Source organism: Rhodopseudomonas boonkerdii, assembly GCF_021184025.1.
GTDB lineage: Bacteria > Pseudomonadota > Alphaproteobacteria > Rhizobiales > Xanthobacteraceae > Tardiphaga > Tardiphaga boonkerdii.
In genome coordinates this window covers 4725780-4751944 of sequence record NZ_CP036537.1, presented here as the reverse complement: position 1 = coordinate 4751944, position 26165 = coordinate 4725780, and the positions used below count along the sequence as shown (strand labels likewise).

The following is a 26165-nucleotide window of genomic DNA, read 5'->3' as shown; positions in this document are numbered from 1 at the left end:
AGGACAGAGTTTGCCTCAATTATCAAATCCCACCTTGTCCACCAGCGTGGACGCGGCCTTGCGGTTGCTGGCGATTTTGGCGATGGGCATCGGGTCTGCGCTCAGCTTGCCGTAGCCGGCGATGGTCGGATTGACGGCAACGCCCGCTTTCACCGGATATTCGTAGTTCGTATCCGCGTAGATCTTCTGTGCTTCGTCGCCGGCCAGCCATTCGATCAGCTTGACCGCATTGGCCTTGTTCGGCGCGTGTTTGGCGAGCAGCACGCCGGACAGGTTCACATGGGTGCCGCCGCCGGCAAAGGTCGGCAGGATCACCTTGGTGGCTTCGGCCCACGGCTTCTTGTCGGGATCGCTGTTCATCATCAGCGCCCAGTAATAGGTATTGCCGATGCCGATATCGCATTTGCCGGCCGCGACGTCGCGCGCCTGCTCGCGGTCGCCGCCCGAAGGCTTCTGCGCGAGATTGGCCTTCACGCCGCGCAGCCATTCCTCGGCCTTCGCTTCGCCATGCTTGGTGACGTAGGCGGCGAACAGGCCGTTATTATAGATGTGCTGGCCGGAGCGGATGCAGATCTTGCCCTTCCACTTGGGATCAGCGAGCTCTTCATAGGTGATGGCGTCCTGCTTCACGCGCTCCTTGGAGGCATAGATCACACGGGCGCGCATGGAGATGCCGGCCCAGTGGCCATCGGGATCGCGATACTGCGCAGGTACCGTCTTCTCGATCACCTCGGATTTCATCGGCTGGCTGATGCCGGCCTGCACGGCGTCATCGATGCGGCCGAGATCGACGGTCAGCAGCACGTCGGCCGGGCTGTTCGCACCCTCGGTCTTGATGCGCTGCTCGAGGCCCGACGAGGCGGAAATCACATTGACCTTGATGCCGGTGTCCTTCGTGAAGGCGTCGAACAGCGGCTGTACCAGCTTCGTCTCGCGATAGGTGTAGACATTGACCTCTCCCGCGGCCTGCGCGGCGGGAACGCCGAGCGCGAGAACGAGGGCGGTCCCGAGGGTGGTACGCTTGATCATGGGGGGCTCCGGCAAAGGAAGGTAAGGCCGAAGTCAGTAGCGTAGTCAGTCGCCGGGCGTGAGCGGCGGAATGTCGCTAAACTCAAAGTCTAGACCAATTCTAGATTAGTGTCGGCGGGACGGCGGTCGCGGCCTGTCTTGCACGCGATCCGCGAGGGTCTGGTACGGCCGGCCGTGAGCAGTATTACGCTTTCATCGCGGCATTGCCTGCATTCGAGAACGCCACCTCGATCAGCGTGCCGGAGCTCGGGGCGCTCTTGATCTGGAAGCGGGCATGATTGGCTTCGACCAGCGCCTTGGTCAGCGACAGGCTGACACCGGCGCTTTCGGTGTCGCTCGGACCTGCACTGCGGAACGGCGCCAGCGCTGCCGCCACCTCGGTCTCGTTGAGGCCATGGCCGGTGTCGCGCACGCGCAGCACGACATCACCCTGATCGGACAGTGCGGTGGAGACGATTACCTGCCCGCCGGCATTGGCCAGATGGATCGAGTTGCCGATCAGGTTCAGCGTGATCTGTCGCAGCGCGCGGGCGTCCGCGACGATGGTCGGCAACAGGTGCGACAGCGAGGTGCGAATGATGATGCGGCCGCGATTGGCCTGCGGTTGCATCACCGCGACGCACTGCTCCACCATCTCGTTGAGATTCTGGGTGGAGAAAGCGAGGTCGATCTTTCCGGTCTCGATGCGCGACAGGTCGAGCAGATCGTTGACGATGGCGATGACACGTTCGCCTGAAGCGCGGATATCGCGCAGATATTCGCCGTAACGGTCATTGCCGAGCGGGCCGAAACGCTGGTCGATCATCACATCGGCGAAGCCGATGATGGCATTGAGCGGCGTGCGGACTTCGTGGCTGATGCGCGCGAGTACATCGGCCTTGGCCGTCGCAGAGCGATCAGCCTGCCGGCGAGCGCTGAGGAGTTCGGTTTCGGTCTTCTTGATCTGAGTGAGATCGCGGAACACGGCGAAGAAATTCGGACCGCTGGCGCGGGTGCGGCCGATGATCAGCGACAACGGCACGAGGCCGCCGGCACGCACCTGTCCCAGCGCCTCGCGGCCATGATCGAGCAGGCCGGCGCCTCCCGCCTGCCGCACGCTGGTCAGATAATCGGCGACGATGCGGCGGCTCTCGTGAACGAACAGATCGACGATATTGCGCTGGGTCAGCAGTTCGCCGTCATAGCCGAACAGTGCCTCGGCGCTGCGATTGCAGGAATTGATGTTGCCCTCGGCGTCGAACATCACGACACCCTCGGCCATGGTGTCGAGGATTGCCCCGAGATCTTCCGCATCGATGTGGCCGGGAAGCAGCGGCTCTTCGGCTGCGGGCTCCGGTGCTGGGGCGGGCAAAATCGCCCCGGCCTGTGCGGGCTCGAAAATCAGCACATGCGCGGGTTCATTGTCCCAGCTGATGGTGTGCAGCCGCGCTGCGGCCGGCACGCGCAGGGCGCCGTTGCCGGCCTTGTCATTGGCCGCGATGGTCACCGTGGTGCCGCCATCGGATGCGCTCGACGCGGCCGAGACGTCCGGTTCCACCTGCAGCGTATCGAGGCCGCCAGCGTCTTCGAGCGCTGCGAGCGTCGGATAGTTCATTTGAGCGAGGAAGGCGGGATTGGCATAGACCAGACGGTCCAGGCGATAGATCAGGACGCCCACGGGCATCAGATCGAGAAGCATGCGGTCACGTCCCATCTCGCCGCGCGGGGCGGCGGGCGGCGTGGTCAGCCAGGCGGCGGGCGCTTCCGTTTCGCTCTCCGGAGGGTCGATGGTTTCTTCTGGCGCGATCGAAGGCGTGCTGATCAGGCCTGTCTCAGCTTCCAGCCGCGCCGAGAGCTGGCGTGCGAGTTCGTTGAAGGCGCTGTTCTCGCCCGGCGAAAGCCCCGGCGATTTCGGATCGCCCGGTCGGAACTGAACCACGTTTTCAGGGGGCTGCACGGTGCGGATCGCTTCGTCTGTCTGGATCGGTTCTGTCGGCGGCGGCTCTGCGGTGTGGTTGTCGGGTGGTGCGTTACGGGCATCGATGCGCGTGTCGGCCGGGCCAGCCTGCGCCAGATCGGCGGACGGTGGTCGCGGCGGGGGATCGTTCGGCTTCGGATGCTGCTGCGCGATCAGGCGATTCATGCCGTCGAGATCGCGGCAGATGCCGAAACCGCGATAGCCGGCGAAGCCGCGATCGCGATTTTGCAGCGGTAGCGCCGACAGTTCGATGGCGAGACGCTTCCCATTCCCTACCGGCCAAAACAGCGCAACGCCGCTCCAGGTCTTCTGGGTGGCGAGCGCCTGTGCGAAGCGATGATCGGGATCGAGGGCGAATTCGGCGGAGATGTCGCTCCACTTGCGGCCGGACATTGCTGTCGCGTCCGGCCCGATGAGGCGGAGGAAGTCGCCGGAATCGATGCTGAAGATGTCGTCGGTGTCGAGTTGCCAGACGAAGCGCAGCGGTGTGGTCCGCGGTGCGAGCGGCGGCAGCGCTTCGAGCACGGGCGGGGCGACGATGCCTTGCGCTTCGGGCGGAGCAGGGCTGGTTGCGACCCGCTGGGGCGCTGTGGTTTCCGTCGTGGCGAACAGGTCGTCGAAGGTGTCGTCGGCCTGTTCGGCAGTTGCGAGATCTTCTTCGCGCGGCGCCGGATGCACTGCGCCCGGTGCAATCAGCGCGACAAGGCCGATATCGCTGCCGCTGCCGACGCGCTGCAGCACCATGCGGCCGAAGCCGATCGGCGTTTCCGCCCGGCCGTCCTTCAGCGCGTGATCGCGCGCCGCGTTGAGGCCGGCATCGGCGAGATTGCGGAAGCCGAGCAGTGCGCGTGCCGTGTCGCTGGCGCCGGCGAACAGGCCATCGCGTGCGAAGGCGGCGATCGGCGTATCGATTCCGTCGGTGAGCTTCTCTAGCCGCTCCATCAGCGACATGCCGCGGCCGGGGATTGCGTCGGCGGCGATGATAAGCAGGCCGGCTTCGCCATCGGCAAAGTCCAGGCGCGTGCAGGCGCAGGTCATCAGACCGCCGAGGGAGGCTCCGAAACCGCGCAGCCGCTCCAATCGCGTGGTGTCGCTGGCTTGGATACGACCAGCGAGTTGCGCGATCTGGCGGCGATGTGGATCGGCAGGGCCGAATTCGCGCGTGAACAGATCAGCTGCATTGCGGGCGCCGAACAGCCTTGCACCGACAGGATTGGCCCAGAGCACCCGCGTGCCGTCGAGCGACCACAGCCAGGCCGGCTGGGCGCTGGTGGCATGCATGGCGAGCCGTGCATCGTCCACACCTCGCAACTGTCGTCTCGCACTGCTCATCGGCACTTCATGGCTGAGTCGCCTGGGGTCTGCCTCGTCCGAACGGTATGATCTGCCGGGCAAACGGCAACATGCTTAACACTTCGTTAGTATCGCGCGCGGGCGCGACGAGGTCCATGTCTGCCCGCGCTTCCCACAGGCCTAAGCGAGAACAACGTTAATTTGAGGTCCGGGTTCTTGATGTGCTGAACCAATCGCCGCAGTCCGGCATTGGATGTTGCAAAAGCATGACAAAGGTCCACGATAGTGGGGCCATGACTTCGTCGGGCGTCATAACGGCGATGCCGAGCGAAGCTAGTCTGCAAGTCGATGCACCGAGACGGGACGCCGGATCTCGTCCGCGATCAGGGAGAGGCACATGACCGAGAACAGGTTCGAAATCCCCAAGGAAATGCGCGCGATGGCCGAGGCCAGCTTCGATCAGGCCCGTCAGGCATTCGAAAAGTTTATGGCGAATGCGCACTCGACGGCAGCTTCCCTCGAGAATCGCGGTGAGAGCGTTCGCGCCAGCGCCAAGGACGTGAGCGCCAAGGCAATCAGCTTCGCCGAACAGAACGTTGCGGCCTCGCTCGATCATGCCCAGAAACTGCTGCACGCCAAAGATCTCGGCGATGTCATGCGCTTGCAGAGCGAATATGTTCAGAGCCAGATGAAGTCGCTGGCGGATCAAGCAAGCGAGATGGGCCAGATTGTCAGCCGCGCCGCCATGGATGCCACGCAACCCAAAAGTTGAAGCGAATAAATTCGACGCCCTCCCGGTTGCTGACGTAAAACTGGGCAGTTCGGGTATCTAAATACAATCAATAATGGCAAGCTCTGCCGATTGACCATCGGTGCGCGTCTTTTTTGGACGCGCATGCAATATTGCACCGCAATATTCTATTGCATTGCACAAATCGGACATGATATTGCTGTAACTACGTTCAGACGCCGCCCAGATTTGAGGCGGCAGACGATACTTCCGCGGGGGCGATCTTCGGCAACGAGGCCGTTTGGCGATCCGCGGACTGTCACTTCACCCTATTGTTGTTTGTTAGAAGGATGCACGTTATGGCCGACCAGACCGATCCGTTCTCCTCTTCCGTTATTCCGTTCCAATTGCCGGAGCAGGTGCGCGCTTTCGCCGAAAAGGGCGTCAACCAGGCCCGTGAAGGCTATGCCAAGTTCAAGGACGCGGCAGAAACCCACAACAGCACTGTGGAAGCCGTGATCAGCACCGCCAGCAAGGGCGCTGCCGAAGTTTCGGCGACCCTGATCGATATTGCCAAGACCAACGCCAACGCCGGCTTCGATTTCGCCCATTCGCTGATTGGCGTGAAATCGCCGTCGCAGGCGCTGGAGCTGTGGTCCGGTTTTGCCAAGAGCCAGTTCGAGGCCTTCACCGGCCAGTCGAAGCAGCTCGCCGAGCTCGGCCAGAAGATCGCAGCCGACACCGCCGAACCGATCAAGACCGGCGCCAACAAGCTGTTCCAGCCTGCCGCCTGAGGGCGCGAAGCGATTCGACCATCGGAAGCCCGGGCTTTGGTCCGGGCTTTCGTTTTGGGCTTTTGTTTTACCTGAGAAATCCCGTTTTCGGTGCAATCGCGGCCTTGCCAAAAAGAGGCGTTGCACCTAGTTTCCGCCCCGTTCGCCGCCCCGCTTCGGTCGGGGCCGCCAAGGATGCAGTTGTAGCTCAGTTGGTTAGAGCGCCTGTCTGTGGAACAGGAGGTCGGTGGTTCGAGCCCACCCAACTGTACCAATGAGATTCCCGAAATTCGCACGTTTTCTCCATTCTCCCGCCTGCGGCCGGTCTGCGCTGCCTTGAGCTTCGCGGAACGACGGTCCGTACCCCCGCGTTTTCCTGAAAAAGGGGAGGGTGGTCATGGAAACGATTAAGATCAGCAATGCCGGGATTGCGGTGATGTGCGATATCGCGCGTGCCGCCATATTCGCCCCTGATGCCGACAAACAGGTGGTGATCGATGGGTTGATCGCGCAGGGACTGGTCGTCAAAACCGGCGAGAGCATGCCCGGTGCGAAATATGCGATAACAGACAAGGGGCAGCGCGAGCTCGATGCGCGGGGCGTCGGCGTCAATGAGGCGTAAGCCGGAAAAGAGCCTCAGCCGTTCGGGCAGAGGGTGCCGGTGATGCCGTCGCTGATCGCCTTGTTCCAGATCGCGGCGCCGCTTGCGTTCAGATGCACGCCGTCACTGGTGAAGCCCGCAGGCATCGGCGGCAGGGCGATGACCGACGCGCCGGCCTCGCGAGCGATGTCGGGCAATGCGCCGTTATAGCCGTCGATACTCTGCGGCGTGCGATGGCCTACCTCCGGTTTTCCGATTTCCAGCGGTGTGATCGCAACGAGGGCGAGGCGTGATGTCATCGTCTTCAGCGCCGTCAACAGCGCCGTGTAGTTCTTCCGATAGCTTTCGACGCTATCTGCCGTCTCCGCATCGTTCATGCCGAGCGAAACGACAATCAGGGCGGCCTTTTTGTCGCCGATGGCCTTCTTCAGCATGCCGTCGAGGCCGCTCGATGTGGTCGAGCCGTCGATGCCTGCATTGATCACCGGGCGCTTGCAGAGCGCGCGCGGCAACTGCGCTTGGCGGACGATGCTGTCGCCGAGCACGACGATGGGATCTTTCGCATCCTTCAGCGCCGACTTGATCAGCAGCGGGCGTGGCGGCGTGCTACTCTCCCCTTTCGGCCAGGCGAGCCAGACGCAGAGGAGCAGCGAGGCGACGATACCGACGCGAACGGCATTCATGTGGCAGCTGCCATATTTGTTCGTCGTGCAATCATTGTTCCGGAACCGTTGCTTTGGGGCGGGCTGGTCAGCAGAAACTACAGGACTGCCACGAAGACAAGTCCGGTCGCTCAGGCATTCTTGCCGCAGGTGGATCGCGGCTTGCCAAGTCGGCGCAGGTCATCGACACTCTCCGACATACTCATCAGGGAGAGGGTGATGTCGGGAAGCGTGAAGGCGGCATTGTTCGTGGTGATGTTGATGACGAGCTGCGGAGCAGCGCAGGCGCAGGACTATACGGCCGACCAACAGGCGTTGTGTGCGGGCGATGCTTTCAGGCTGTGTAGTTCGGCCATTCCCGATGTCGATCGCGTCACGGCATGCATGGTGCAGAAGCAGGCGCAACTGAGTCCCGGCTGCGCGCAGTTCTTCGAGCCCGTGCGTGCTAGCACGCGCAAACCGGCGACGAAGCCGCGCAAGGCGAGAGCGGCAAAACGTCAGACCTGACGCTCGGGTGGCGCTACACGTCGCGGCTGCGAATTCGGCCATGAATCCGTGACAAACTGACACGTTGGGACCACGCGCAGGGCGCCACATTTCTCAGGTCCAGGAGATCAATTTGAACGACACGGATATCGACTACAAGGCGGAGATCGATCGGCACTTCATCTGGTTCGAGACCAAGTTGCCGGCGAGACCCGCGCGGTTTGTGAGCTGGCTGCGCAGGCCGTCGTCGCGTTTTGTGCGCTTTCCATTGGCCATTCTGCTCATTATCGGCGGCATTCTCAGCTTTTTGCCCATTCTAGGGCTTTGGATGTTGCCACTCGGACTCATTCTGATCGCACAGGATATCGCGCCACTACAGAAACCGGTCGCCCAGTTGCTTGGTTGGCTCGAGCGCAAATGGCTGGAGCGCCAGGCGAAGAAACCGGAAGATCGTTCGCAAAACGCGCAAGCCTCGCAAAAGCATCCCCGCGCCAAGTAACATCCGGACATCGTGCTGCCGCAACAAATATGACGGCAAGCGTACTAACAATGACTCACTTTCAGCGCTGTTGCGCCGCAACCTGTGACTCAAACCCAACATCCAAGAGAATACAGGCACATATATCCGGGCGATGACGAAAATATGCTTTAACGAATCAGCAGACTGATTCATTTTCGGCGCCGGGGTCAATCTGGAGGCCAACATATGAACGTCATTGTTCTCGCATCGCGTAAGGGCGGGTCAGGCAAGAGCACCCTGGCTGCTCATCTTGCAGCTCAAGTACACAAGCCGACGAGATCATGTTTGCTCATCGACGCCGATCCGCAGGGATCGCTCACTCTCTGGCACAAGCTCCGCGGAACGAATGAACCGCCGTTGAAGGTGGCGAACCGCAGCGTCTCCGAAATCATCGCAGCCGCAAAGCGCGATGGTGTCGAATGGGTGTTTATCGACACACCGCCGAATACGTCGGCTGTCGTCGATGACGCCATCAAGAATGCAACCATGGTGATCATCCCCGCGCGTCCCGGCGTGTTTGACGTCGATGCCGTGCAGGCGACGATTCAGTCCTGCCGTTCGGCACGCAAACCTTATGCGGTGGTCATCAACGGCGCCCCGGCGCGTCGCGATGAATCGGAAAGCCGTATCGTGTCGCTCGCCCGCGAAGCCCTCGCCAAATTCAAGGCGCCGGTCTGGTCCGGGCAGATCACCAACCGTGCGGATCTGCTGCTCGCACTCGGTCAGGGCGAAGGCGCCCGCGAATATTCGGCGGATGGTCGCGCGGCCAGCGAGATCAGCAAGCTGTGGTCGGCGATCGAGCGTTCGATCAAAGCCATTCGCGGTCAGGCATCGGCATCCGGAGCGATGCACAAGCAGGCGGCCTGATCGTTTCCGCTTCCTCCAATTTCGAAAAAAAAACGCGCGATATCCTCGCGCGTTTTTTTGTTTGTGACGGAATCAGGCGACCTGGGCGTCGACTGAGATCGGTGACTGCTGCGGCAGGCCTTCGGTCACATGGGCGAAATGATCGATGCTCGCCGGCTTCCCGAGCAGATAGCCCTGTACCTCGTCGCATTTCTCCTCGTTGAGGAACTTGAGTTCGGCTTCGGTCTCGACACCTTCCGCCAGCACCGGCAGCCCCAATCCCCGGCCAAGACCGACCACGGCGCGGACGATGGTCGCCGCCTGACCGTTATTGTTAACCGATTTGATGAACGAGCCGTCGATCTTGATCTTGTCGAACGGAAAGGCGCGCAGGTTCGACAGCGACGAATAACCGGTTCCAAAGTCGTCCATGGCGATGCGCACGCCGAGCGCCTTGATCCGGCGCAGCGCAGAGAGCGCGCGGTTGAGATCGCGGATCAGCGCGGTTTCTGTAATTTCGAGCTCAAGGCGCGATGGCACAAGACCCGTCTCCAACAGGATCTGGTGGACCATCGGCACGAAATTGTCGTGATAGATTTGCACGGCCGATACGTTCACTGCGATGGTCAGTGGCCGCTTCCATCTCGCGGCTTCCGTACATGCGGTGCGCATGACCCATTCGCCGATTTCGAGAATGGAGCCGGTTTCTTCCGCGATCGGAATAAAGATCGCGGGCGATACCATGCCGCGGGTTGGATGGGTCCATCGCAGCAGCGCCTCGAAGCCGATCACCGCGCCGCGCTGCATGCCTTCCTGAGGTTGATAGACGAGGCTCATCTGATCGCCAGCGACGGCGCCGCGCAGGTCGTGCTCCAGCATGCGGCGGTCACGCACAGCATCGCCCATGCCGGTCTCGTAGAAGCGATAGGTGGCGCGGCCGTCGGACTTGGCGCGGTACAGCGCGGTGTCAGCATGCGCCAGCACGGACTCGCGGTCGTCGGCGTCGTCAGGATAAAGTGCAATGCCGATGCTGCTGGAGACGCTGCCGAGTTCGGAAGCATCGTCGCGCTCGCGCAGTATTTCGAGCACCCGCTGCGCCATTTTCTCTGCGGCAGCGTTGTGCCGGATGTTGGGCATCAGGATCGCGAACTCATCGCCGCCGAGGCGGGCCATCACCTGGCCGTCGTCAAGCAGGCTACCGACATGCGCTGCGACAGTCTGCAGGACATTGTCGCCGGCCGCATGACCGAACAGATCGTTGACTTCCTTGAAACGGTCGAGGTCGAGGCAGAGTATCGCGTGCTTCCGCCCAGGCTGCATGTTTGCGATTTCGGCATCGACGCGATCGTTGAAGTAGCTGCGATTGGACAGGCCCGTGAGCGCGTCGTGATGGGCAAGGAAACGAATATGTTGCTCGGCTTCCTTGCGTGCACGGAGATCGCGCACAGCAATCACCTGATGCGGTCGGCCGGCGAAATCGATCTGCCGCTGGATGAGTTCGACCGGCACGGGGAGGCCGCGGCCTGCACGAAGACTCGCTTCGACGGGTTGATCGGGTCGCGAGATCAGGCCTGCGCGCGGCAGGTCATCGGGGAAGCAGGCATCGAGACGCTTGCCGGCAAAACTTTCCGTCGAAGCGCAGGCCAGCGCGGCAAAGCTGTTGTTGACCGTGACGATGGTGTCGCCATCGCACACGATCAAACCTTCGATCGCCGCATTGGCAAGGCCGAGCATGCGATCGGCTTCGAGATCGGTGCGGCGGCGGTCGCGGATGTCGAGCGCGATTCCGCCCACGGCAAGCCCGATGATGGCGAAACTGATCAGAGCTACGCCGAGCGCGAGCCAGGGGGCGGGGACCGACAGCGGTGAGATCGCTATGCTCGAGTCGGGAATGATGGTGACGGCGCTCATTGCAGTGAAATGATGGCTGCAGATGGCCAGCGTCAGCAACAGCGCACCCCCGATGCGCCACGATGCCCCGTCGCTATGCAGGGCGACCGGCAGCGCGAGAGCGCCGAGCGCACCGCCGACGACGATCGACGAAATCACCAGCGCGACATCCCAATGCATGGTGGCCTGCACTTCGAAGGCGGCCATGCCCGTGTAATGCATCGCAGCGATGCCGCCGGCAACGACGCTGCCGCCAACGGCAGGAGCGATGCGGACATTGGGGATGAGCGCGATGGCGAGACCTGTACCGGTGAGCAGGATCGCCGCGACCAGCGAGACCGCTGTGAGCACAATATTGTAGCCGCTCGGGATGCCGGGGGTGAACGCCAGCATGGCGACGAAATGCGTGGCCCAGATGCCGAATCCGGTCGAGATCGCGGATACGCCGAGCCAGAGATAGCTCATGCCGCCTTCCGCATTTCGCGCGTGGCGCAGCAGGGTGACGGCAGTGACCGATGCGATCGCGCAGATGACGGCCGCAAGCCCGACGAGACGAAGATCGTGGGCATTGGCGATGCAGTTATAAATAGTGAGCATGAAATGCGTACCGCAGATGGAAGCACTGAAACTGCGCGGGACGCTAGATGTAAGTATGTAAAGACACGTAAATACCTATCGGCTCGCCGATCGGAGCGCCCAGGGGCGTGTTGCCGTCCAGCGGTAAAGCGATGTGTTTTTGACGCCGAAGGCTTGTCCTCTTGCGCGTGTTTTATTCAATCAGCAACCAAAAAGAGTGAAACGGGTAACCTCCCGTCAACCGTGCTGATAAAGTCGCGACGCACAGGTGTCCGCGGTCATTTGATCGGCCCGGTTCACTCTTCTCGTCCAGCTCTGCGATTTCGCGTCGTCGACAGGTGGCCTGTCCGACACAGTAGCCGATGCATCCCGTCGGCCAGTTCGTTTTTCGCCGTCGCGGCGTTCGTAATTGCGATCTGCTTAGGCGGTTTGACGGGTGGCCTTGATTTGCCCGCGCGACAGGTCCATATACCCCCGTAGGGTATATGTCTGGAGAGGCGAGGTTACGGTGTCAGGGACAACTCACACGCATACAGGGCACGACGCGCACGCCGGCCACAAGCACGGCGGATGCTGTTCGCACGGCCACCATCACAATGAGGCCGGGCCGGCCAAAGCGATCGATCCGGTCTGTGGCATGAGTGTCGATCCGGCGACGGCCAAGCATCGCCTGACCTATCGGGACCAGGAATACTTCTTCTGCAGCGCGCGCTGCCGCGAACGCTTCAAAGCCGATCCAGAGAGCTTCCTGAAGCCGAAAGAGCCTGCCCCGCCTGTGCCGGCCGGCACCATCTATACTTGTCCGATGCACCCCGAGGTCCGCCAGGAGGGACCTGGCAGTTGTCCGATCTGCGGCATGGCGCTTGAACCGGAGCAAATCTCGCTCGACGACAAGCCGGATCCTGAGCTTGTCGACATGACGCGGCGCTTTTGGATCGCGCTGGCGCTGACATTGCCAGTCTTCGTGCTGGAAATGGGCGCGCATCTCGGTCTGATGCATCTGGTATCGCAGACAACGTCGAACTGGATCTCGCTCGTTCTGGCGACGCCAGTGGTGCTGTGGGCGGGCGCTCCTTTTTTTGAGCGCGGCTGGCGCTCGGTGGTGACGCGCAATCTCAACATGTTCACGCTGATTGCCATGGGCACCGGCGTGGCCTGGGTGTACAGCGTCGTCGCGACTTTGACGCCCGGCGTCTTTCCCGCTGCATTCCGCGATCATCACGGTGCGGTGGCCGTGTATTTCGAAGCGGCTGCGGTCATCACGGTGCTGGTGCTGTTGGGGCAGGTGCTCGAATTGCGTGCGCGCAACCAGACCTCGGGTGCGATCCGCGCGCTGCTCGGGCTTGCCCCGAAGACCGCGCGACGCATCGGCAAGGATGGTGACGAAGACATCGCGATCGATGCGATTGCCATCGGCGACCTGCTGCGCGTGCGGCCGGGCGAGAAAATTCCGGTCGATGGCGTCGTGACTGAGGGGCATTCCTCCGTCGATGAATCCATGGTCACCGGCGAGTCCATGCCGGTGAGCAAGGTCGAAGGCGCCCGTGTGATCGGTGGCACCGTCAATCAAAGCGGCGGGCTGGTGCTGCAGGCAGACAAGATCGGTCGCGATACGATGCTCTCGCGGATCGTCGATATGGTTGCCAAGGCGCAACGCTCGCGCGCGCCGATTCAGCGTCTCGCAGATCGAGTTGCCGGTTGGTTCGTGCCGGCCGTACTCGTGGTGGCCGTGATCGCATTCATTGCCTGGGCAACCCTGGGGCCGGAGCCACGGCTGGCGTTTGCATTGGTTGCGGCCGTTACCGTTCTGATCATCGCGTGCCCATGCGCGCTCGGTCTCGCAACGCCAATGTCCATCATGGTTGGCGTCGGCCGCGGCGCCCATGCCGGCATTCTTGTGCGTGACGCCCAGGCTTTGGAGCGGCTGGAACGCATCGACACCATCGTCATCGACAAGACAGGGACGCTCACGGAAGGCAAGCCGAAGCTGGTCGGCATCACGCCTGCGGACGGGTTCAGCGAAAGTGACCTTCTGCAGCTTGCTGCAAGCATCGAACGTTCCAGCGAGCATCCGCTGGCGCAGGCTATCGTTGACGAAGCAAAGCAACGCAATGTGTTGCTGAGCGATGCCAGCGACTTCGCTTCGCCATCGGGTAAGGGCGCGTGGGGTGTCGTCGATGGCAAGCGCGTCGCGCTGGGCAATGCCATGCTGATGAGCGAATTGAAGGTGGATACCACGCCATGCGATGATGTTGCCGAGCAGGCGCGGCAGAATGGTGCGACCGCCATCTTCGTGGCTGTCGATGACCGCGTTGCGGGTGTCATGGCGATTGCCGATCCAGTGAAACCGTCGGCGCAGGGCGCGCTTGAAAAACTGCGGGCTGACGGACTGCGCGTCGTCATGCTCACCGGCGACAATGCGACAACGGCGAAAGCCGTTGCAAAGACGTTGAAGATCGACGAGGTCGAGGCGGGCGTGTTGCCGGAACGCAAGAGTGATGTTGTCACGCGTTTGCGCGACGAAGGCTTGCGGATTGCGATGGTCGGCGATGGCGTCAACGACGCGCCTGCACTGGCTGCAGCTGATGTCGGCATTGCCATGGGCACGGGAACCGACGTCGCAATCGAGAGCGCGGGTGTGACATTGCTGGCGGGCGACCTGATGGGGCTCGTGCGTGCGCGGGAACTATCGAAAGCCGTGATGAGCAATATCCGGCAGAACCTCGCATTTGCCTTCATCTACAATGTGGCGGGTGTGCCGGTTGCAGCGGGTCTGCTGTATCCGGTTTTCGGCCTCCTGTTGTCGCCAATGGTCGCCGCCGCTGCAATGGCGCTATCGTCGGTCAGCGTGATCGGGAACGCGCTGCGACTGGCGAAGATCAGGCTGGATTGATCGCAATGAAGGCAGGACGTAGCGTTAAGTTCAACGCCGTCCTGCCATCGATCGGCCCGGAGCAAAAAAAAGCCGGTCTCTTTCGAGCCCGGCTTCGAGGTATTGGCCTTCGAGAGGCCGACACAATCACCTTCCAAGAGGGATAACTGAGACCCGCACCACTGGAGGAGGGGGACAAATGCGCGGCACGAGCCTCAGCGTTTGATGAGTATGATCTCCACAGCCGTCCTACAGCAACGCATGACTTGTCATGTCAGACATGCCAGCAGCGTGGGCATGCCTGCCCTGATAAAAAGCGGGCGCTATATTTAGCGGGTTACGACGGCCAGCGCTGTGCCTTGCTGACGATGAAGTCGCGGAATACCTGCACGCGCGCCACGGTTTTCAACTCTTCCGGATAGACAAAATACGTGTCGAGTTGAATCGAATCCGACTCGCTGAAGAGTTGAACCAAGCGGTCGTTCTCTTCGACCAAATAGTCCGGCAACGCTGCGATGCCGAGACCCTGCTGGCAGGCGCGCATCAGGCCCAGGATATTGTTCACCTTGAAATAGGCCTCGCGCGGCCCGTTACCGTTGCGACCGGCATCGATCAGCCAGCTTCGGTTCTGCAGGTGCGGAGACACCTGCGCATCGCTCAGCATGATGATGCGATGTCCATCCAGTTCATCGAGGGTACGCGGTGTACCGAAATGCTTGATGTATTCCGGCGAACAATAAGCGTGGAACCCCATAGCGAACAGCTTGCGCTGGATAAGGTCGGGCTGGGTCGGCTTGCGGGTGCGGATCGCGACATCGGCCTCGCGCATGGAGAGATCGAGTTCCTCGTCGGTGACGATCAGCGAGATGCGGATTTCAGGATAGAGCGCGGTGAATTCGCCCAGACGAGGAATCAACCAGTTGATGCCGACCCCTGGGGTCGTGGTGACCTTGAGGTCGCCGCTGGGGCGCTCGCGGCTGTCGGTGAGCTTGGCGCGGGCCGCCTGCAACTGCATGAACACGTCATGGGCGGTGCGGAACAGCAGGTCGCCCTGCTCGGTCAGGATCAGGCCGCGCGCATGGCGGTGGAACAGCGAGACCGCTAGTTCCTGCTCCAGCGCGGAGACTTGGCGCGATACCGCCGACTGAGACAGCCCAAGCTGCTCCCCTGCATGCGTGAAGCTTCCCGCTTCCGCCGCCGCGTGAAACACCTTCAGCTTATCCCAATCCATATCCGTAGATCCGTTGCGGGTTCGTGGCACAGTTGTGAATTACTCGGCTGCTGCGCGGTCGTGGGCATGTGCAGCGAGGAAACGCTCGGCTTCCAGCGCCGCCATGCAGCCCATGCCGGCCGCAGTGACGGCTTGGCGATAGGTTTCGTCGGCGACATCGCCGGCAGCGAACACGCCAGGCACCGAGGTCGCGGTGGAATTGGCGGCGACCTCGACATAGCCGGAGGGCTTCAGCTTGAGTTGACCCTTCACCAGCTCGGTCGCCGGTGCATGGCCGATGGCGATGAAAACGCCGTCGGCAGGTAGTTCCGTGGTGACGCCGGTCTTGACGTTCTTCAGACGTACATGCGTCACCTTGGCCGGACCCTGGGTGCCGCAGATCTCGTCGATCGCACTGTCCCACACCACCTTGATCTTAGGATGCTTGAACAGGCGCTCCTGCAGGATGCGCTCAGCACGGAAATGGTCACGGCGATGCACGATGGTGACTTGCGAGGCGAAATTGGTCAGGAACAGCGCTTCTTCCACGGCGGTGTTGCCGCCGCCCACCACGACCACTTCCTTGCCACGATAAAAGAAGCCGTCACAGGTCGCGCAGGCCGAGACACCCCCGCCCTGGAAGGCGTCTTCCGAGGGAAGGCCGAGCCAGCGCGCCTGAGCGCCGGTGGCGAGGATCACGGTCTCAGCGATATAGCTGTCGCCGGAATCGCAGGTCAGGCGAAACGGGCGTTGCGAGAGATCCAGGTGAGTGACGAGATCAGTGACAATCTTGGTGCCGACATGGTGCGCCTGCTTCTCCATCTGCTCCATGAGCCACGGACCCTGAACCACATCCGCAAAGCCCGGGTAGTTCTCGACATCGGTTGTGATGGTGAGCTGGCCGCCGGGTTGGATACCCTGGATCAGGATCGGCTCGAGCATGGCGCGCGCAGCGTAAATAGCAGCCGTGTAGCCGGCGGGACCGGAGCCGATGATGACGACTTTGGCATGAATGGCGGCAGCCATGGTCGAGTCCCCTTCCGCAGGGCAATAAAGTCAGCGCTTGGTGCGAAATGTGCCGGCGATCCGATCGCAGCGGCGCGAAGTCGTTGAAAGGAATTCTAGAATATCTGGTGAGCTATGCAAGAATTGCAATTCGCGGCGTCTATTTTTCCCCCGCGAAGGCTTAATTTCTGCAATGCACGCGCAATAAAATTGCGCCAGTTGTGGCGTCTGCGCTAAACAAGTCGCGACTGATTGCTCCGAATACCAGCGGGACCCGGCGTGTCGAAAAGCCTAGACGAGATCGATCTCAAAATCCTCGCCGAGATTCAGGCCGACGGCCGAATCACCAATGTGGAACTGGCGAAAAGGGTCGGCATCTCGCCGCCGCCCTGCTTGCGGCGGGTCCGCGCGCTCGAGGAGGCCGGCTATATCCAGGGCTATCGGGGGTTGCTCGATCCGCGGAAGCTGGGCTTCGATGTCACGGTATTCGCCTCGGTGCATCTCTCCAGCCAAGCCGATGCCGATCTCAAGGCGTTTGAGGATTTCGTCCGCAAGGAGCCGCTGGTGCGCGAATGCTGGATGCTGTCCGGCGAGATCGATTTCATCCTGAAATGCGTGGCGCCCGACATGGCGACGTTTCAGGTCTTTGTCAGCCAGCTGACGGCAGCGCCTCATGTGCGCAATGTCAGGACATCGCTGGTGCTGCACAATTCGAAATATGCTGCAGCCGTGCCGTTGGAATTGAAGGACGCGGAGTAGCTCGGAGCCGTAGGGCGGATGAGCGAAGCGTAATCCGCCGACCTTCGCCACACGGGCTCGGCCGGCGGATTACGCCTTCGGCTAATCCGCCCTACAAGATTATCCTCAGCTCTTCTTGATCGCCGCATCGGCGCTGATCGGACCGCCGCCGGCGGTCGCGATATAGAGGCAGGTGAAGCACAGCGCGATAGCCAGCGTGCCGCCATTCAGCAGCGGCAGGAACACCGGATCAGCGCCCTTGAACATATGGCCGATGAAGTAGGCGCAAGCCATCTGGCCCGAGAGAATGAAGGCGACCGGGCGTGTGAACAGGCCGAGCAGCAGCAATGCGCCGCCGATGAGTTCGATCGCACCGGCCACCGTGATCAATGGCGGGATGTTGGCGAAGTAAGGTACGACCGGAAATTTGAAGATCTTGGCGATGCCATATTGCAGCAGCACGAGGCCGGTGATGAAGCGCAACAGGCTCAATGCGAGTGGCTGAAATTTAGCGAAGGCTTGGTCCATGTCATATGTCCCCCTGTGAATGACGGATCAGTTCTAGCATCGCCTCCAGACAAAGTACTGGTCACTCTCGTGTGAAAACCGCCGTGATCTTAAGAATTTTCCAACCTTGCTGGCATCGTGAAGCCCGATGATTGCAGCCTGTGCCTATCCGGTGAGGCTCCCTGCCGGCTGGTGTTTCGCGGCCGAACTGCATCTTCTGGATGTGCGTTGTGGCCGTTGTTACGGCACCGGGATTGCGCAATTGGCGCCGGCGCCAAACGTGCGCGGTGGCAACAAAAAAGCCGCGCTGTAAGCGCGGCCTGAATTTTGATGTCCTGCAAGTTGCGGACGGGCTGGGTTAGCGCCACTCCACCTTGGCAATCTCATAGGCCTTCGATCCGCCTGGGGCGATTACCTCGACGGAGGTGCCCTTGCTCTTGCCGATCAGTGCGCGCGCCAGAGGCGACGTGATCGAGATGCGTCCATTCTTGGCATCGGCTTCCGGCTCGCCGACGATCTGCCACACCGTCTTCTTCTCGGTGTCCTCATCGATCAGTGTGACGGTAGCGCCGAACTTGATGGTGTCGCCGCTGAGCTTGCTGATGTCGATGATGTCGGCGCGTGCGAGCTTGTCTTCGATCTCGCTGATGCGGCCTTCGTTATGCGACTGCTCTTCCTTCGCCGCGTGATATTCGGCGTTTTCGGAGAGGTCGCCATGAGAGCGCGCTTCGGCGATCTGCTCGATGATGCGCGGACGGTGCACCGTCTGGCGCTCCTTCAGCTCGACTTCGAGGGCAGCGAAACCGTTAGCGGTCATCGGGACCTTCTCAACCATTCTCTTCGTCCTTTAACGTCATGCCGCACGCTTGCGCGTGCGGCGAAACTCTTCAGTCCGTGAAATCGGCCTGCAGGGGATATGCGGGGCTGTCGTTGCAGCCGGCGCAGATGCAGGATTCAGGCGCCAAAACAGAACCGGCTCATGACCGGCTGGTTCCCGTCATGACCTGTTCCTGACCGACCTCAATCCGGATTGCCGCGCCGGTTCGAGGTCAGGCTTCGGAAAAGTAACTCTGCAATGTGCGGACCTCAAGGTCGCCGCCCATATTGGCACGGACCCCCTGGGCAGCCGCCACGGCCCCTGAAAGTGTGGTGTAATATGGTACTTTATGCAAGAGGGCAGCCCGCCGCAGCGAGCGGCTGTCGGCCAGCGCCTGCGGACCGTCGGTGGTGTTGAGCACCAACTGTATCTCGCCATTGGTGATGGCATCCACGATATGCGGGCGACCCTCCAGCACCTTGTTGATCTTTTCGGCGGCAACGCCGTTGTCGACCAGAAAGCGCTGGGTGCCTGACGTGGCGACGACCTTGAAACCGCTCGATGCGAGCAGCTTCACCGCATCGAGAATGCGCGTCTTGTCGTCCTCACGCACGGAGACGAACACCGTGCCCTTGCGCGGCACGCGGGTGCCGCCGCCGAGCTGGCTCTTGGCGAAAGCGATCTCGAACGATGAGTCGATGCCCATCACTTCGCCGGTGGAGCGCATCTCCGGACCGAGCACCGTGTCGACGCCGGGGAAGCGCGCGAACGGGAAGACCGATTCCTTCACCCCGACATGCTGTAGCTTGCGCTTCGTCAATTTGAAGTCGGCGAGCTTCTCGCCGGCCATGATGCGTGCGGCGATCTTGGCGACGGGCATGCCCATCACCTTGGCGACGAAGGGCACAGTGCGAGAGGCACGTGGATTGACTTCGAGCACATAGATGTCGCCGTCTTTGACCGCGAATTGCACGTTCATCAGACCGATCACGTCCAGACCCAGCGCGAGTTCGCGGGTCTGACGTTCGAGCTCTGCGATCATTGCTTCATCGAGCGAATGCGGCGGCAGCGAGCAGGCGGAGTCGCCGGAGTGAATGCCGGCCTCTTCGATATGCTCCATGATGCCGACGACGAATGTGTCCTTGCCGTCCGAGAGGCAGTCCACGTCAACTTCGATGGCGTCGGAGAGATAGCGGTCGAAAAGCAGCGGATTGGTGCCGAGCACTGTGTTGATCTGACCGGTCTTGTCGTTCGGATAGCGCGCCTTGACGTCGGCGGGCACCAGCTCGGGGAGGGTACCGAGCAGATAGTCGCCGAGCTGGCTTTCCTCGCGGATGATCTGCATCGCGCGGCCGCCGAGAACGTAAGAGGGGCGCACAACGAGCGGCAGGCCGAGATCGGCAGCGACGAGACGTGCCTGCTCGACCGAATAGGCGATGCCATTCTTCGGCTGTTTGAGTTTCAGCTTATCGAGGATGCGCTTGAATCGGTCGCGGTCTTCGGCGAGGTCGATGGCCTCCGGCGAGGTGCCGAGGATCGGTACATCGGCGGCTTCCAGCGCGCGCGCGAGCTTCAGCGGAGTCTGGCCGCCGAACTGCACGATCACGCCATGCAGTTTGCCATTTTGCCGCTCGGTATCGATGATTTCGAGCACGTCTTCGGCGGTCAGCGGTTCGAAATAGAGGCGATCCGCGGTGTCGTAGTCGGTCGACACGGTCTCCGGATTGCAGTTGACCATGATCGTCTCATAGCCGGCATCCGCCAGCGCGAAACAGGCATGGCAGCAACAATAATCGAACTCGATGCCCTGGCCGATCCGGTTCGGACCGCCGCCAAGGATGATGACCTTGTTACGATCCGACGGCTGGCTCTCATCGGCGAAATTGCCGGCGAAAGACGACTCATAGGTCGAGTACATGTAAGCGGTCGGCGAGGCGAATTCCGCGGCGCAGGTGTCGATGCGCTTGAACACCGGACGCACATTGAGTGAGCGGCGCAGCGCCTTCACTTCCGCGTCGGTCTTGCCGGCGAGCACCGCGAGGCGGGCATCGGAGAAGCCCATGGCCTTCAGCGAACGCATGCCGAAGGCGTGGGTTGGCAGGCCGTGAGCCTTCACCTTGGCTTCCGCTTCCACGATGCCACGCATCTGAGCGAGGAACCACGGATCGATCTTGCAGGAGTTGAAGATTTCTTCATCGGTCCAGCCGAGGCGCATGGCTTGACCGACCTGCAGAATGCGATCCGGCGTTGGCGTGCCCAGGGCGGCGCGGATGGCGTTCTTGTCGTCGCCCCGGCCAAGATCCTCGATCTCGATCTCGTCGAGGCCGGTAAGGCCGGTCTCGAGACCGCGCAGCGCCTTTTGCAGGGATTCCTGGAAGGTACGGCCGATGGCCATCACTTCGCCAACCGACTTCATCGAGGTGGTCAGCGTACGCGAGGCGCCCGGGAACTTTTCGAAGGCGAAACGCGGAATCTTAGTGACGACATAGTCGATGGTCGGCTCGAACGAAGCCGGGGTTGCGCCGCCGGTGATGTCGTTGGCGATTTCATCAAGGGTGTAGCCGATTGCGAGTTTCGCTGCGACCTTGGCGATCGGGAAGCCGGTGGCCTTCGAGGCCAGTGCCGACGAGCGCGATACGCGCGGATTCATTTCGATCACGACAATGCGGCCGTCGGCAGGATTGACGCCGAACTGCACGTTGGAGCCGCCGGTCTCGACGCCGATCTCGCGCAGCACCGCCAGCGAGGCGTCGCGCATGATCTGATATTCCTTGTCGGTCAGCGTCAGCGCCGGTGCGACGGTAATGGAGTCGCCGGTATGGACGCCCATCGGATCGAGGTTCTCGATCGAGCAGATGATGATGCAGTTGTCCTTTTTATCGCGGACGACTTCCATCTCGTACTCTTTCCAGCCGAGCACAGACTCTTCGATCAGCACTTCGTTGGTCGGAGACGCATCGAGACCGCGCTCGATGATGTCCAAAAACTCTTCACGGTTATAGGCAATACCGCCGCCGGTGCCGCCCATGGTGAAGGACGGGCGGATAATCGCCGGCAGGCCGATCTCGGACAGTGCCATCAACGCCTGACCGAGGGCATGCTCCTGATAGCGCTTGCGGCGGTCAGCTTCGTGGAGATCCCACTGGCGCTCATGCTCGGCAAGGGCTTCGCCGGAGAGCTTTGCCTTTTCGGCAAGATACTGGTCGCGATACTGCTTCTTGAGGTCCGACGCATTGGCCAGGCGGGACTTCGGTGTCTCCAGTCCGATCTTGGTCATGGCCTCGCGGAACAGCTGGCGGTCTTCCGCCTTGTCGATGGCTTCCGCAGTGGCGCCGATCATCTCGACGTCAAATTTATCCAGTGTGCCCTGCTTGCGCAGCGAGAGGGCGCAGTTTAGCGCCGTCTGGCCGCCCATGGTCGGCAACAGCGCGAAGCCGCCCGGAATGACATGGCGCTCCTTCTCGATGATCTTGGCGACAATCTCGGGCGTGATTGGCTCGATATAAGTCGCGTCCGCGAGATCCGGATCGGTCATGATCGTAGCCGGATTGGAATTCACGAGAACGACGCGATAGCCCTCTTCCTTCAAAGCCTTGACAGCTTGCGTGCCGGAGTAATCGAACTCGCAGGCTTGGCCGATCACAATGGGACCGGCGCCGATGATCAGGATGGTGGATATGTCGGTACGTTTTGGCATTACGTCTCGCGGTGGTGACAAATCGGCACAAAAAAAGGGCGCGCAGTCGCGCGTCCCTCGGCCCGGGCGCCTGACTGGGCCTTGATCCCTTAAGGAGCTGGTCAGTCTTCGCGCGCGGCTGTCTTTAGACCACTATAACGGGGCAGGGAAGGCTTTTGAACCCGCCTTCGCGCTCCACGATACGGCGTGGCGAGCCCGCCTGTGGAGAAGCCCGGGCCGATGATAGCTCGCCGAGCCGAAGCCGCCGGAGGCGGCGAAGAGATGGAGGCCCAGCCTGGACTTGAACCAGGATATGAAGCGATGCACTCGCCCCCGCGTAGACATTTCCGCCACCGGGCCACTCTCACTGTGATCGATCACAGACGGCTGATCTACCAGCAGTTTTACAAAGGTTTTCTTAACCTTAACGTTTCAGATCCTAATCAACCGATCCGATGCGCGACAAACGTCATCCGGGCCTGATTGTGGCCGATATTGATCTTGGCGCGCGTCGCTCGGTATCCTGCTGCCTCAAGTTTGGCAATCATGTCCGCCGCGCTGTAGTGCTGCAGACCGAGCGTTGCCCTTAACTGACGGTAGTCGGACAGGGCGGTTTTGACCAGACTGAGGAGCGCGTCCCAGAGGAAGCCGTGTTTGGTGGCGAGCCGCAGCAGCGCCAGTACGTCGGTCATCATCCCTAGCTCCGGCGGCAAGACATCGCCGACCACAAGTTGGCCGTCCGCCTTGAGCAAGCGCTTCACCATGGTGAGGGCCTCTTCCAGCTGGTGCTGGGTCATATACTGGGCGACCGAATTCATGACGGCGAGATCGATCGAGCCGGCGGGCAGATCGCGGAGCTCGTCGAGCGAATGCACGATGATCTTCGGATTGGTCGCAAAGCGCGCTGCCACCCGGCTACGCACCTTCGGTGCCGGTTCGGCCAGGATGAGTTCTGCGCAGGATTCGGCGATCTTGCCGGCCGACAATGCTTCCCCGCAGGCATAGTCGAGGACGGTGGCGTCCTTGGACAGGATGTAACCGGCGATGTCGCGGGCGATCAGTTCGAAATGGACGTCACGGTGGTGTTTGCTGGCGTAAATCGTGTGGGTGGAATCGTAATAATCGATCCAATCTTCCATGCAGCGGCGCGCCTTGTCCTTGTTCCCTCCAGGGGAACCCTTACACTTGTCCTGCGTTGAAACCGTCTAAAGCGTTCCAGGCAACTTGGAAACGCCTTTTACCCGACAAGCCACTTCGACGTTTTGGAGTCATCGAAGACACGGGCATTCAACACGGCGGACCGTTGGTCGCAGACAGTTCCGCGCGATCAATCCCGCCTGGCCACAGTGACCGCGTTCATAGGAAGGTATCGCACGTGAGCACCAAATCGAAAATCGCCGCCGATCTCAACACCCCGACAGACCTTGCCGCGGATGGCGTGGAGAAAGTCACAAAAGCGCTCAATGGTCTCCTGGCCGACGCCTTCGCGCTTTATCTGAAGACGAAGAATTTCCATTGGCACATTTCGGGCCGCCATTTCCGTGACTACCATCTGCTGCTCGACGATCACGCGGACCAGATCTTCGCGACCACCGATCCGCTCGCAGAGCGCGTGCGCAAGATCGGCGGTCGCACGCTGCACTCGATCGGCGAGATCGCCAAGGTGCAGACCATCAAGGATAACAACGAAGACTACGTGCCGCCCATCGAGATGCTGCACGAGCTGATGGAAGACAACAAGAAGATGGCCGCCGCGTTGCGCAAGGCGCATAAGGTCTGCGACGACGCCAACGACGTCGCCAGCGCCAGTCTTCTGGAAAACTACATCGACGACACCGAGCGCCGCACCTGGTTCTTGTTCGAGGCCAGCCGCCAGGAAGGCGCCAACGAGAGATAATTGTCGTCGATCAAAACGCTACCGATAGCCCTCTCCGGAAGGAGGGGGCTTCTTATTGTCAGCTCTTTGGAAGCTCGAACACCAGACAGGTTGTCGTCGCGTGCGCGAGCAGACGTCCTTTGTTATCCGTGATCCTTGCTTCCGCCGTGCCGGCGCGGCGGCCGACATTAAGCACTTTGCCTTCGGTGCGGATGGTGCCTGTGGTTTCACTCATGCCGCGGATGAAGCTGATCTTGAATTCCAGCGTGGTATAGCCGGAGCCGGGCGGCAGCGTCGAATGCACCGCAAGGCCCATCGCGGAGTCCAGCAGGATCGCAGCGTAGCCACCATGCACCGAGCCGATCGGATTGTAGTGCCGAATGCCGGGAACGCTGTGAAACACCACACGGCCATGTTCGGCGCTCGAGTCGAACGGCCCGACGTTCTCCATGATCGGCGGCTGCGGCAGGTCGCCTGCGAACATTTTTCGCACGAAATCGAGGCCGGACATCGAGGCGAGCACGGCAGGGGAGACGACGCCGAAGGAGGAGGGCTGGTCGATCATGGCGTTCCCTGGTTTACGATGATGGGTATCATACAAAAAACGCGACACCTTCGCCAACGGCTTTTCGTCGATCTGTATCTATCGTGGGAGGGGCGCTGCGATACAGAAGCGCAGAAACAAAAAGCGCAGCAAAGCTGGATTGCCTCGCTGCGCTCGCAATGACCGCGGAAGGTTCGGCGTCTTACGACGCCTTCTGCGCCCGCATCAGATCCGCGAACCGCTTGAACAAATAGTGCGAATCTCGAGGGCCGGGCGATGCTTCCGGGTGGTACTGCACTGAGAACACCGGCTTGCCTTCGAGTTCGATGCCGCAATTGGAGCCATCGAACAGCGAGATGTGGGTCTGTTTGGCGCCCTTGGGCAGTGTCGTCTCATCTACCGCGAAGCCATGATTCATCGAGGTGATTTCGACCTTGCCGGTGGTCTCGTCCTTGACGGGGTGGTTTGCACCGTGGTGGCCCTGATGCATCTTTTTGGTCCTGGCGCCGACCGCAAGGCCGAGCATCTGGTGACCGAGGCAGATGCCGAAGGTCGGCAGTCCGGAGTCGATCACCTGCTTGATGACCGGCACGGCATATTTACCGGTTTCGGCAGGATCGCCCGGGCCATTGGACAGGAAAACGCCATCCGGCTTCATCGCCAGGATCTCGTCAGCCGAGGTGGTGGCGGGAACGACCGTCACCTTACATCCTTCGCCGGCGAGCAGGCGCAGGATATTGCGCTTGATGCCATAATCGATGGCGACGACATTAAACTCTGGTTTGTCCTGGCGGCCAAAACCCTTGTTCCATTCCCAAGGCGTCTCGTCCCAGGTGAAGCGCTGGCCGGAGGTGACCATGGGTACCAGGTCCATGCCTTCGAGGCCGGGCCATTCGCGCGCTTCTTCCTTCAGCCCGTGCAGGTCGAACTTTCCGTCCCGGGCATGGGCGATGACGGCATTCGGCATACCCTGGGTCCGGATCAGCGCAGTAAGGGCACGGGTATCGATGCCGGAGATGCCGATAATACCGCGAGCCTTGAGCCAGGCATCGAGATGCCGGGAGGCGCGGAAATTGGACGGATCGGTGATCGCCGAGCGCAGGATCACGCCACGCGCGCCGGGCGTCGCCGCCATGTTTACCGTCTCGATATCCTCGTCGTTGGTGCCGACATTGCCGATATGCGGGAAGGTGAAGGTGATGAGCTGACCGGCATAGGAGGGATCGGTGAGGATCTCTTCATAGCCGGTCATGGCGGTGTTGAAGCAGACTTCGCCGACGGCCTGGCCTTCTGCGCCGAGGCCGAAGCCCTCCAGCACGGTACCATCGGCGAGCACGAGGAGCGCGGTCGGTTTGTGGTCCGGCCAGGCTGGGGATGTTTCTGTGGGGGTCATGAGAGGACTACATAGTCCCGCGGCCCAGCGGCGTCAAAGCCGGATCGGCGGGATTCACACGCGGGAACCCGGCCTGCTCCTTCACGGCGGGCCCGGCGGGGTGTGAGACGTTGGATCAACTTAATTAAAGGTTGAATTAGCCAAATATGTCGAACGTCGCTTGC

General features: G+C 61.4%; 21 protein-coding genes and 2 tRNA genes. 10 read left to right on the top strand and 13 right to left on the bottom strand.

Annotated features, from left to right (window positions below; translation table 11 throughout):
• Window positions 1-15 precede the first annotated feature (15 nt).
• Together E0H22_RS21805 and E0H22_RS21800 are read right to left on the bottom strand one after the other, a co-directional pair.
• Window positions 16-1029, bottom strand: a complete 1014-nt coding sequence (locus tag E0H22_RS21805; protein ID WP_233023056.1) for a Fe(3+) ABC transporter substrate-binding protein — start codon at window positions 1027-1029, stop codon at window positions 16-18.
• 184 nt (window positions 1030-1213) lie between these two features.
• The gene (locus E0H22_RS21800) at window positions 1214-4318 is read right to left on the bottom strand and encodes a PAS domain-containing protein (protein WP_233023055.1); all 3105 of its coding nucleotides are present in this window, start codon (window positions 4316-4318) and stop codon (window positions 1214-1216) included.
• 358 nt (window positions 4319-4676) lie between these two features.
• On the opposite strand from E0H22_RS21800, the gene E0H22_RS21795 reads away from it, so the two are divergent.
• The 4 genes from E0H22_RS21795 (at window position 4677) to E0H22_RS21780 (ending at window position 6404) form a co-directional block, all read left to right on the top strand.
• Window positions 4677-5051 (top strand): phasin, encoded by a 375-nt coding sequence (locus E0H22_RS21795; RefSeq protein WP_233023054.1) that lies wholly within the window; start codon window positions 4677-4679, stop codon window positions 5049-5051.
• Between the two features lie 317 nt (window positions 5052-5368).
• The gene (locus tag E0H22_RS21790; protein WP_233023053.1) at window positions 5369-5803 is read left to right on the top strand and encodes a phasin; all 435 of its coding nucleotides are present in this window, start codon (window positions 5369-5371) and stop codon (window positions 5801-5803) included.
• Window positions 5804-5979: 176 nt separating this feature from the next.
• A tRNA-His gene (locus E0H22_RS21785) sits at window positions 5980-6056 on the top strand.
• Window positions 6057-6179: 123 nt separating this feature from the next.
• Window positions 6180-6404 carry a hypothetical protein gene (locus tag E0H22_RS21780; RefSeq protein WP_233023052.1) on the top strand — a complete coding sequence of 75 codons (225 nt, stop codon included), beginning with the start codon at window positions 6180-6182 and terminating at the stop codon, window positions 6402-6404.
• Between the two features lie 14 nt (window positions 6405-6418).
• Here the strand turns inward: E0H22_RS21780 and E0H22_RS21775 are convergent, their stop codons facing one another.
• Window positions 6419-7066: an SGNH/GDSL hydrolase family protein gene (locus tag E0H22_RS21775; RefSeq protein ID WP_233023051.1), complete on the bottom strand. Its 648-nt coding sequence runs from the start codon at window positions 7064-7066 to the stop codon at window positions 6419-6421.
• 198 nt (window positions 7067-7264) lie between these two features.
• On the opposite strand from E0H22_RS21775, the gene E0H22_RS21770 reads away from it, so the two are divergent.
• The 3 genes from E0H22_RS21770 to E0H22_RS21760 all read left to right on the top strand — a co-directional run bounded on the left by E0H22_RS21770 (window position 7265) and on the right by E0H22_RS21760 (window position 8918).
• Window positions 7265-7552 (top strand): hypothetical protein, encoded by a 288-nt coding sequence (locus E0H22_RS21770; protein WP_233023050.1) that lies wholly within the window; start codon window positions 7265-7267, stop codon window positions 7550-7552.
• Window positions 7553-7658: 106 nt separating this feature from the next.
• Window positions 7659-8030: a hypothetical protein gene (locus E0H22_RS21765; protein WP_430715293.1), complete on the top strand. Its 372-nt coding sequence runs from the start codon at window positions 7659-7661 to the stop codon at window positions 8028-8030.
• Window positions 8031-8237: 207 nt separating this feature from the next.
• Window positions 8238-8918: a ParA family protein gene (locus E0H22_RS21760; RefSeq protein ID WP_233023048.1), complete on the top strand. Its 681-nt coding sequence runs from the start codon at window positions 8238-8240 to the stop codon at window positions 8916-8918.
• 72 nt (window positions 8919-8990) lie between these two features.
• On the opposite strand, the gene E0H22_RS21755 is transcribed toward E0H22_RS21760, so the two are convergent.
• Complete coding sequence (locus E0H22_RS21755) at window positions 8991-11384, bottom strand: bifunctional diguanylate cyclase/phosphodiesterase (RefSeq protein WP_233023047.1); 2394 nt, start codon at window positions 11382-11384, stop codon at window positions 8991-8993.
• Window positions 11385-12000: 616 nt separating this feature from the next.
• On the opposite strand from E0H22_RS21755, the gene E0H22_RS21750 reads away from it, so the two are divergent.
• Complete coding sequence (locus E0H22_RS21750) at window positions 12001-14256, top strand: heavy metal translocating P-type ATPase (protein ID WP_233023046.1); 2256 nt, start codon at window positions 12001-12003, stop codon at window positions 14254-14256.
• A 316-nt stretch (window positions 14257-14572) separates the two neighbouring features.
• Here E0H22_RS21750 and E0H22_RS21745 read toward each other — a convergent pair whose 3' ends face one another.
• Both E0H22_RS21745 and trxB read right to left on the bottom strand, forming a co-directional pair.
• The gene (locus tag E0H22_RS21745) at window positions 14573-15466 is read right to left on the bottom strand and encodes a LysR family transcriptional regulator (protein ID WP_233023045.1); all 894 of its coding nucleotides are present in this window, start codon (window positions 15464-15466) and stop codon (window positions 14573-14575) included.
• 39 nt (window positions 15467-15505) lie between these two features.
• Complete coding sequence (trxB, locus tag E0H22_RS21740; RefSeq protein ID WP_233023044.1) at window positions 15506-16471, bottom strand: thioredoxin-disulfide reductase; 966 nt, start codon at window positions 16469-16471, stop codon at window positions 15506-15508.
• Window positions 16472-16729: 258 nt separating this feature from the next.
• On the opposite strand from trxB, the gene E0H22_RS21735 reads away from it, so the two are divergent.
• Window positions 16730-17209 carry an Lrp/AsnC family transcriptional regulator gene (locus tag E0H22_RS21735; RefSeq protein ID WP_233023043.1) on the top strand — a complete coding sequence of 160 codons (480 nt, stop codon included), beginning with the start codon at window positions 16730-16732 and terminating at the stop codon, window positions 17207-17209.
• A 105-nt stretch (window positions 17210-17314) separates the two neighbouring features.
• Here E0H22_RS21735 and E0H22_RS21730 read toward each other — a convergent pair whose 3' ends face one another.
• The 5 genes from E0H22_RS21730 to E0H22_RS21710 all read right to left on the bottom strand — a co-directional run bounded on the left by E0H22_RS21730 (window position 17315) and on the right by E0H22_RS21710 (window position 23327).
• Window positions 17315-17716, bottom strand: coding sequence for a DoxX family protein (locus E0H22_RS21730; protein WP_233023042.1), 402 nt, complete (start codon window positions 17714-17716; stop codon window positions 17315-17317).
• 337 nt (window positions 17717-18053) lie between these two features.
• A complete protein-coding gene (gene greA, locus E0H22_RS21725) occupies window positions 18054-18530 on the bottom strand; it encodes a transcription elongation factor GreA (RefSeq protein WP_233023041.1) in 477 nt (158 codons plus the stop codon).
• 214 nt (window positions 18531-18744) lie between these two features.
• Window positions 18745-22209, bottom strand: a complete 3465-nt coding sequence (gene carB / locus E0H22_RS21720; RefSeq protein ID WP_233023040.1) for a carbamoyl-phosphate synthase large subunit — start codon at window positions 22207-22209, stop codon at window positions 18745-18747.
• 262 nt (window positions 22210-22471) lie between these two features.
• Window positions 22472-22548: transfer RNA gene (locus E0H22_RS21715), tRNA-Ala, on the bottom strand.
• Between the two features lie 83 nt (window positions 22549-22631).
• A complete protein-coding gene (locus E0H22_RS21710; protein WP_233023039.1) occupies window positions 22632-23327 on the bottom strand; it encodes a class I SAM-dependent methyltransferase in 696 nt (231 codons plus the stop codon).
• A 236-nt stretch (window positions 23328-23563) separates the two neighbouring features.
• On the opposite strand from E0H22_RS21710, the gene E0H22_RS21705 reads away from it, so the two are divergent.
• Window positions 23564-24085 carry a Dps family protein gene (locus E0H22_RS21705; protein WP_233023038.1) on the top strand — a complete coding sequence of 174 codons (522 nt, stop codon included), beginning with the start codon at window positions 23564-23566 and terminating at the stop codon, window positions 24083-24085.
• Window positions 24086-24143: 58 nt separating this feature from the next.
• On the opposite strand, the gene E0H22_RS21700 is transcribed toward E0H22_RS21705, so the two are convergent.
• Window positions 24144-24629: a PaaI family thioesterase gene (locus E0H22_RS21700; protein WP_233023037.1), complete on the bottom strand. Its 486-nt coding sequence runs from the start codon at window positions 24627-24629 to the stop codon at window positions 24144-24146.
• Window positions 24630-24810: 181 nt separating this feature from the next.
• A complete protein-coding gene (carA, locus tag E0H22_RS21695; protein WP_233023036.1) occupies window positions 24811-26001 on the bottom strand; it encodes a glutamine-hydrolyzing carbamoyl-phosphate synthase small subunit in 1191 nt (396 codons plus the stop codon).
• Between the last annotated feature and the right edge of the window lie 164 nt (window positions 26002-26165).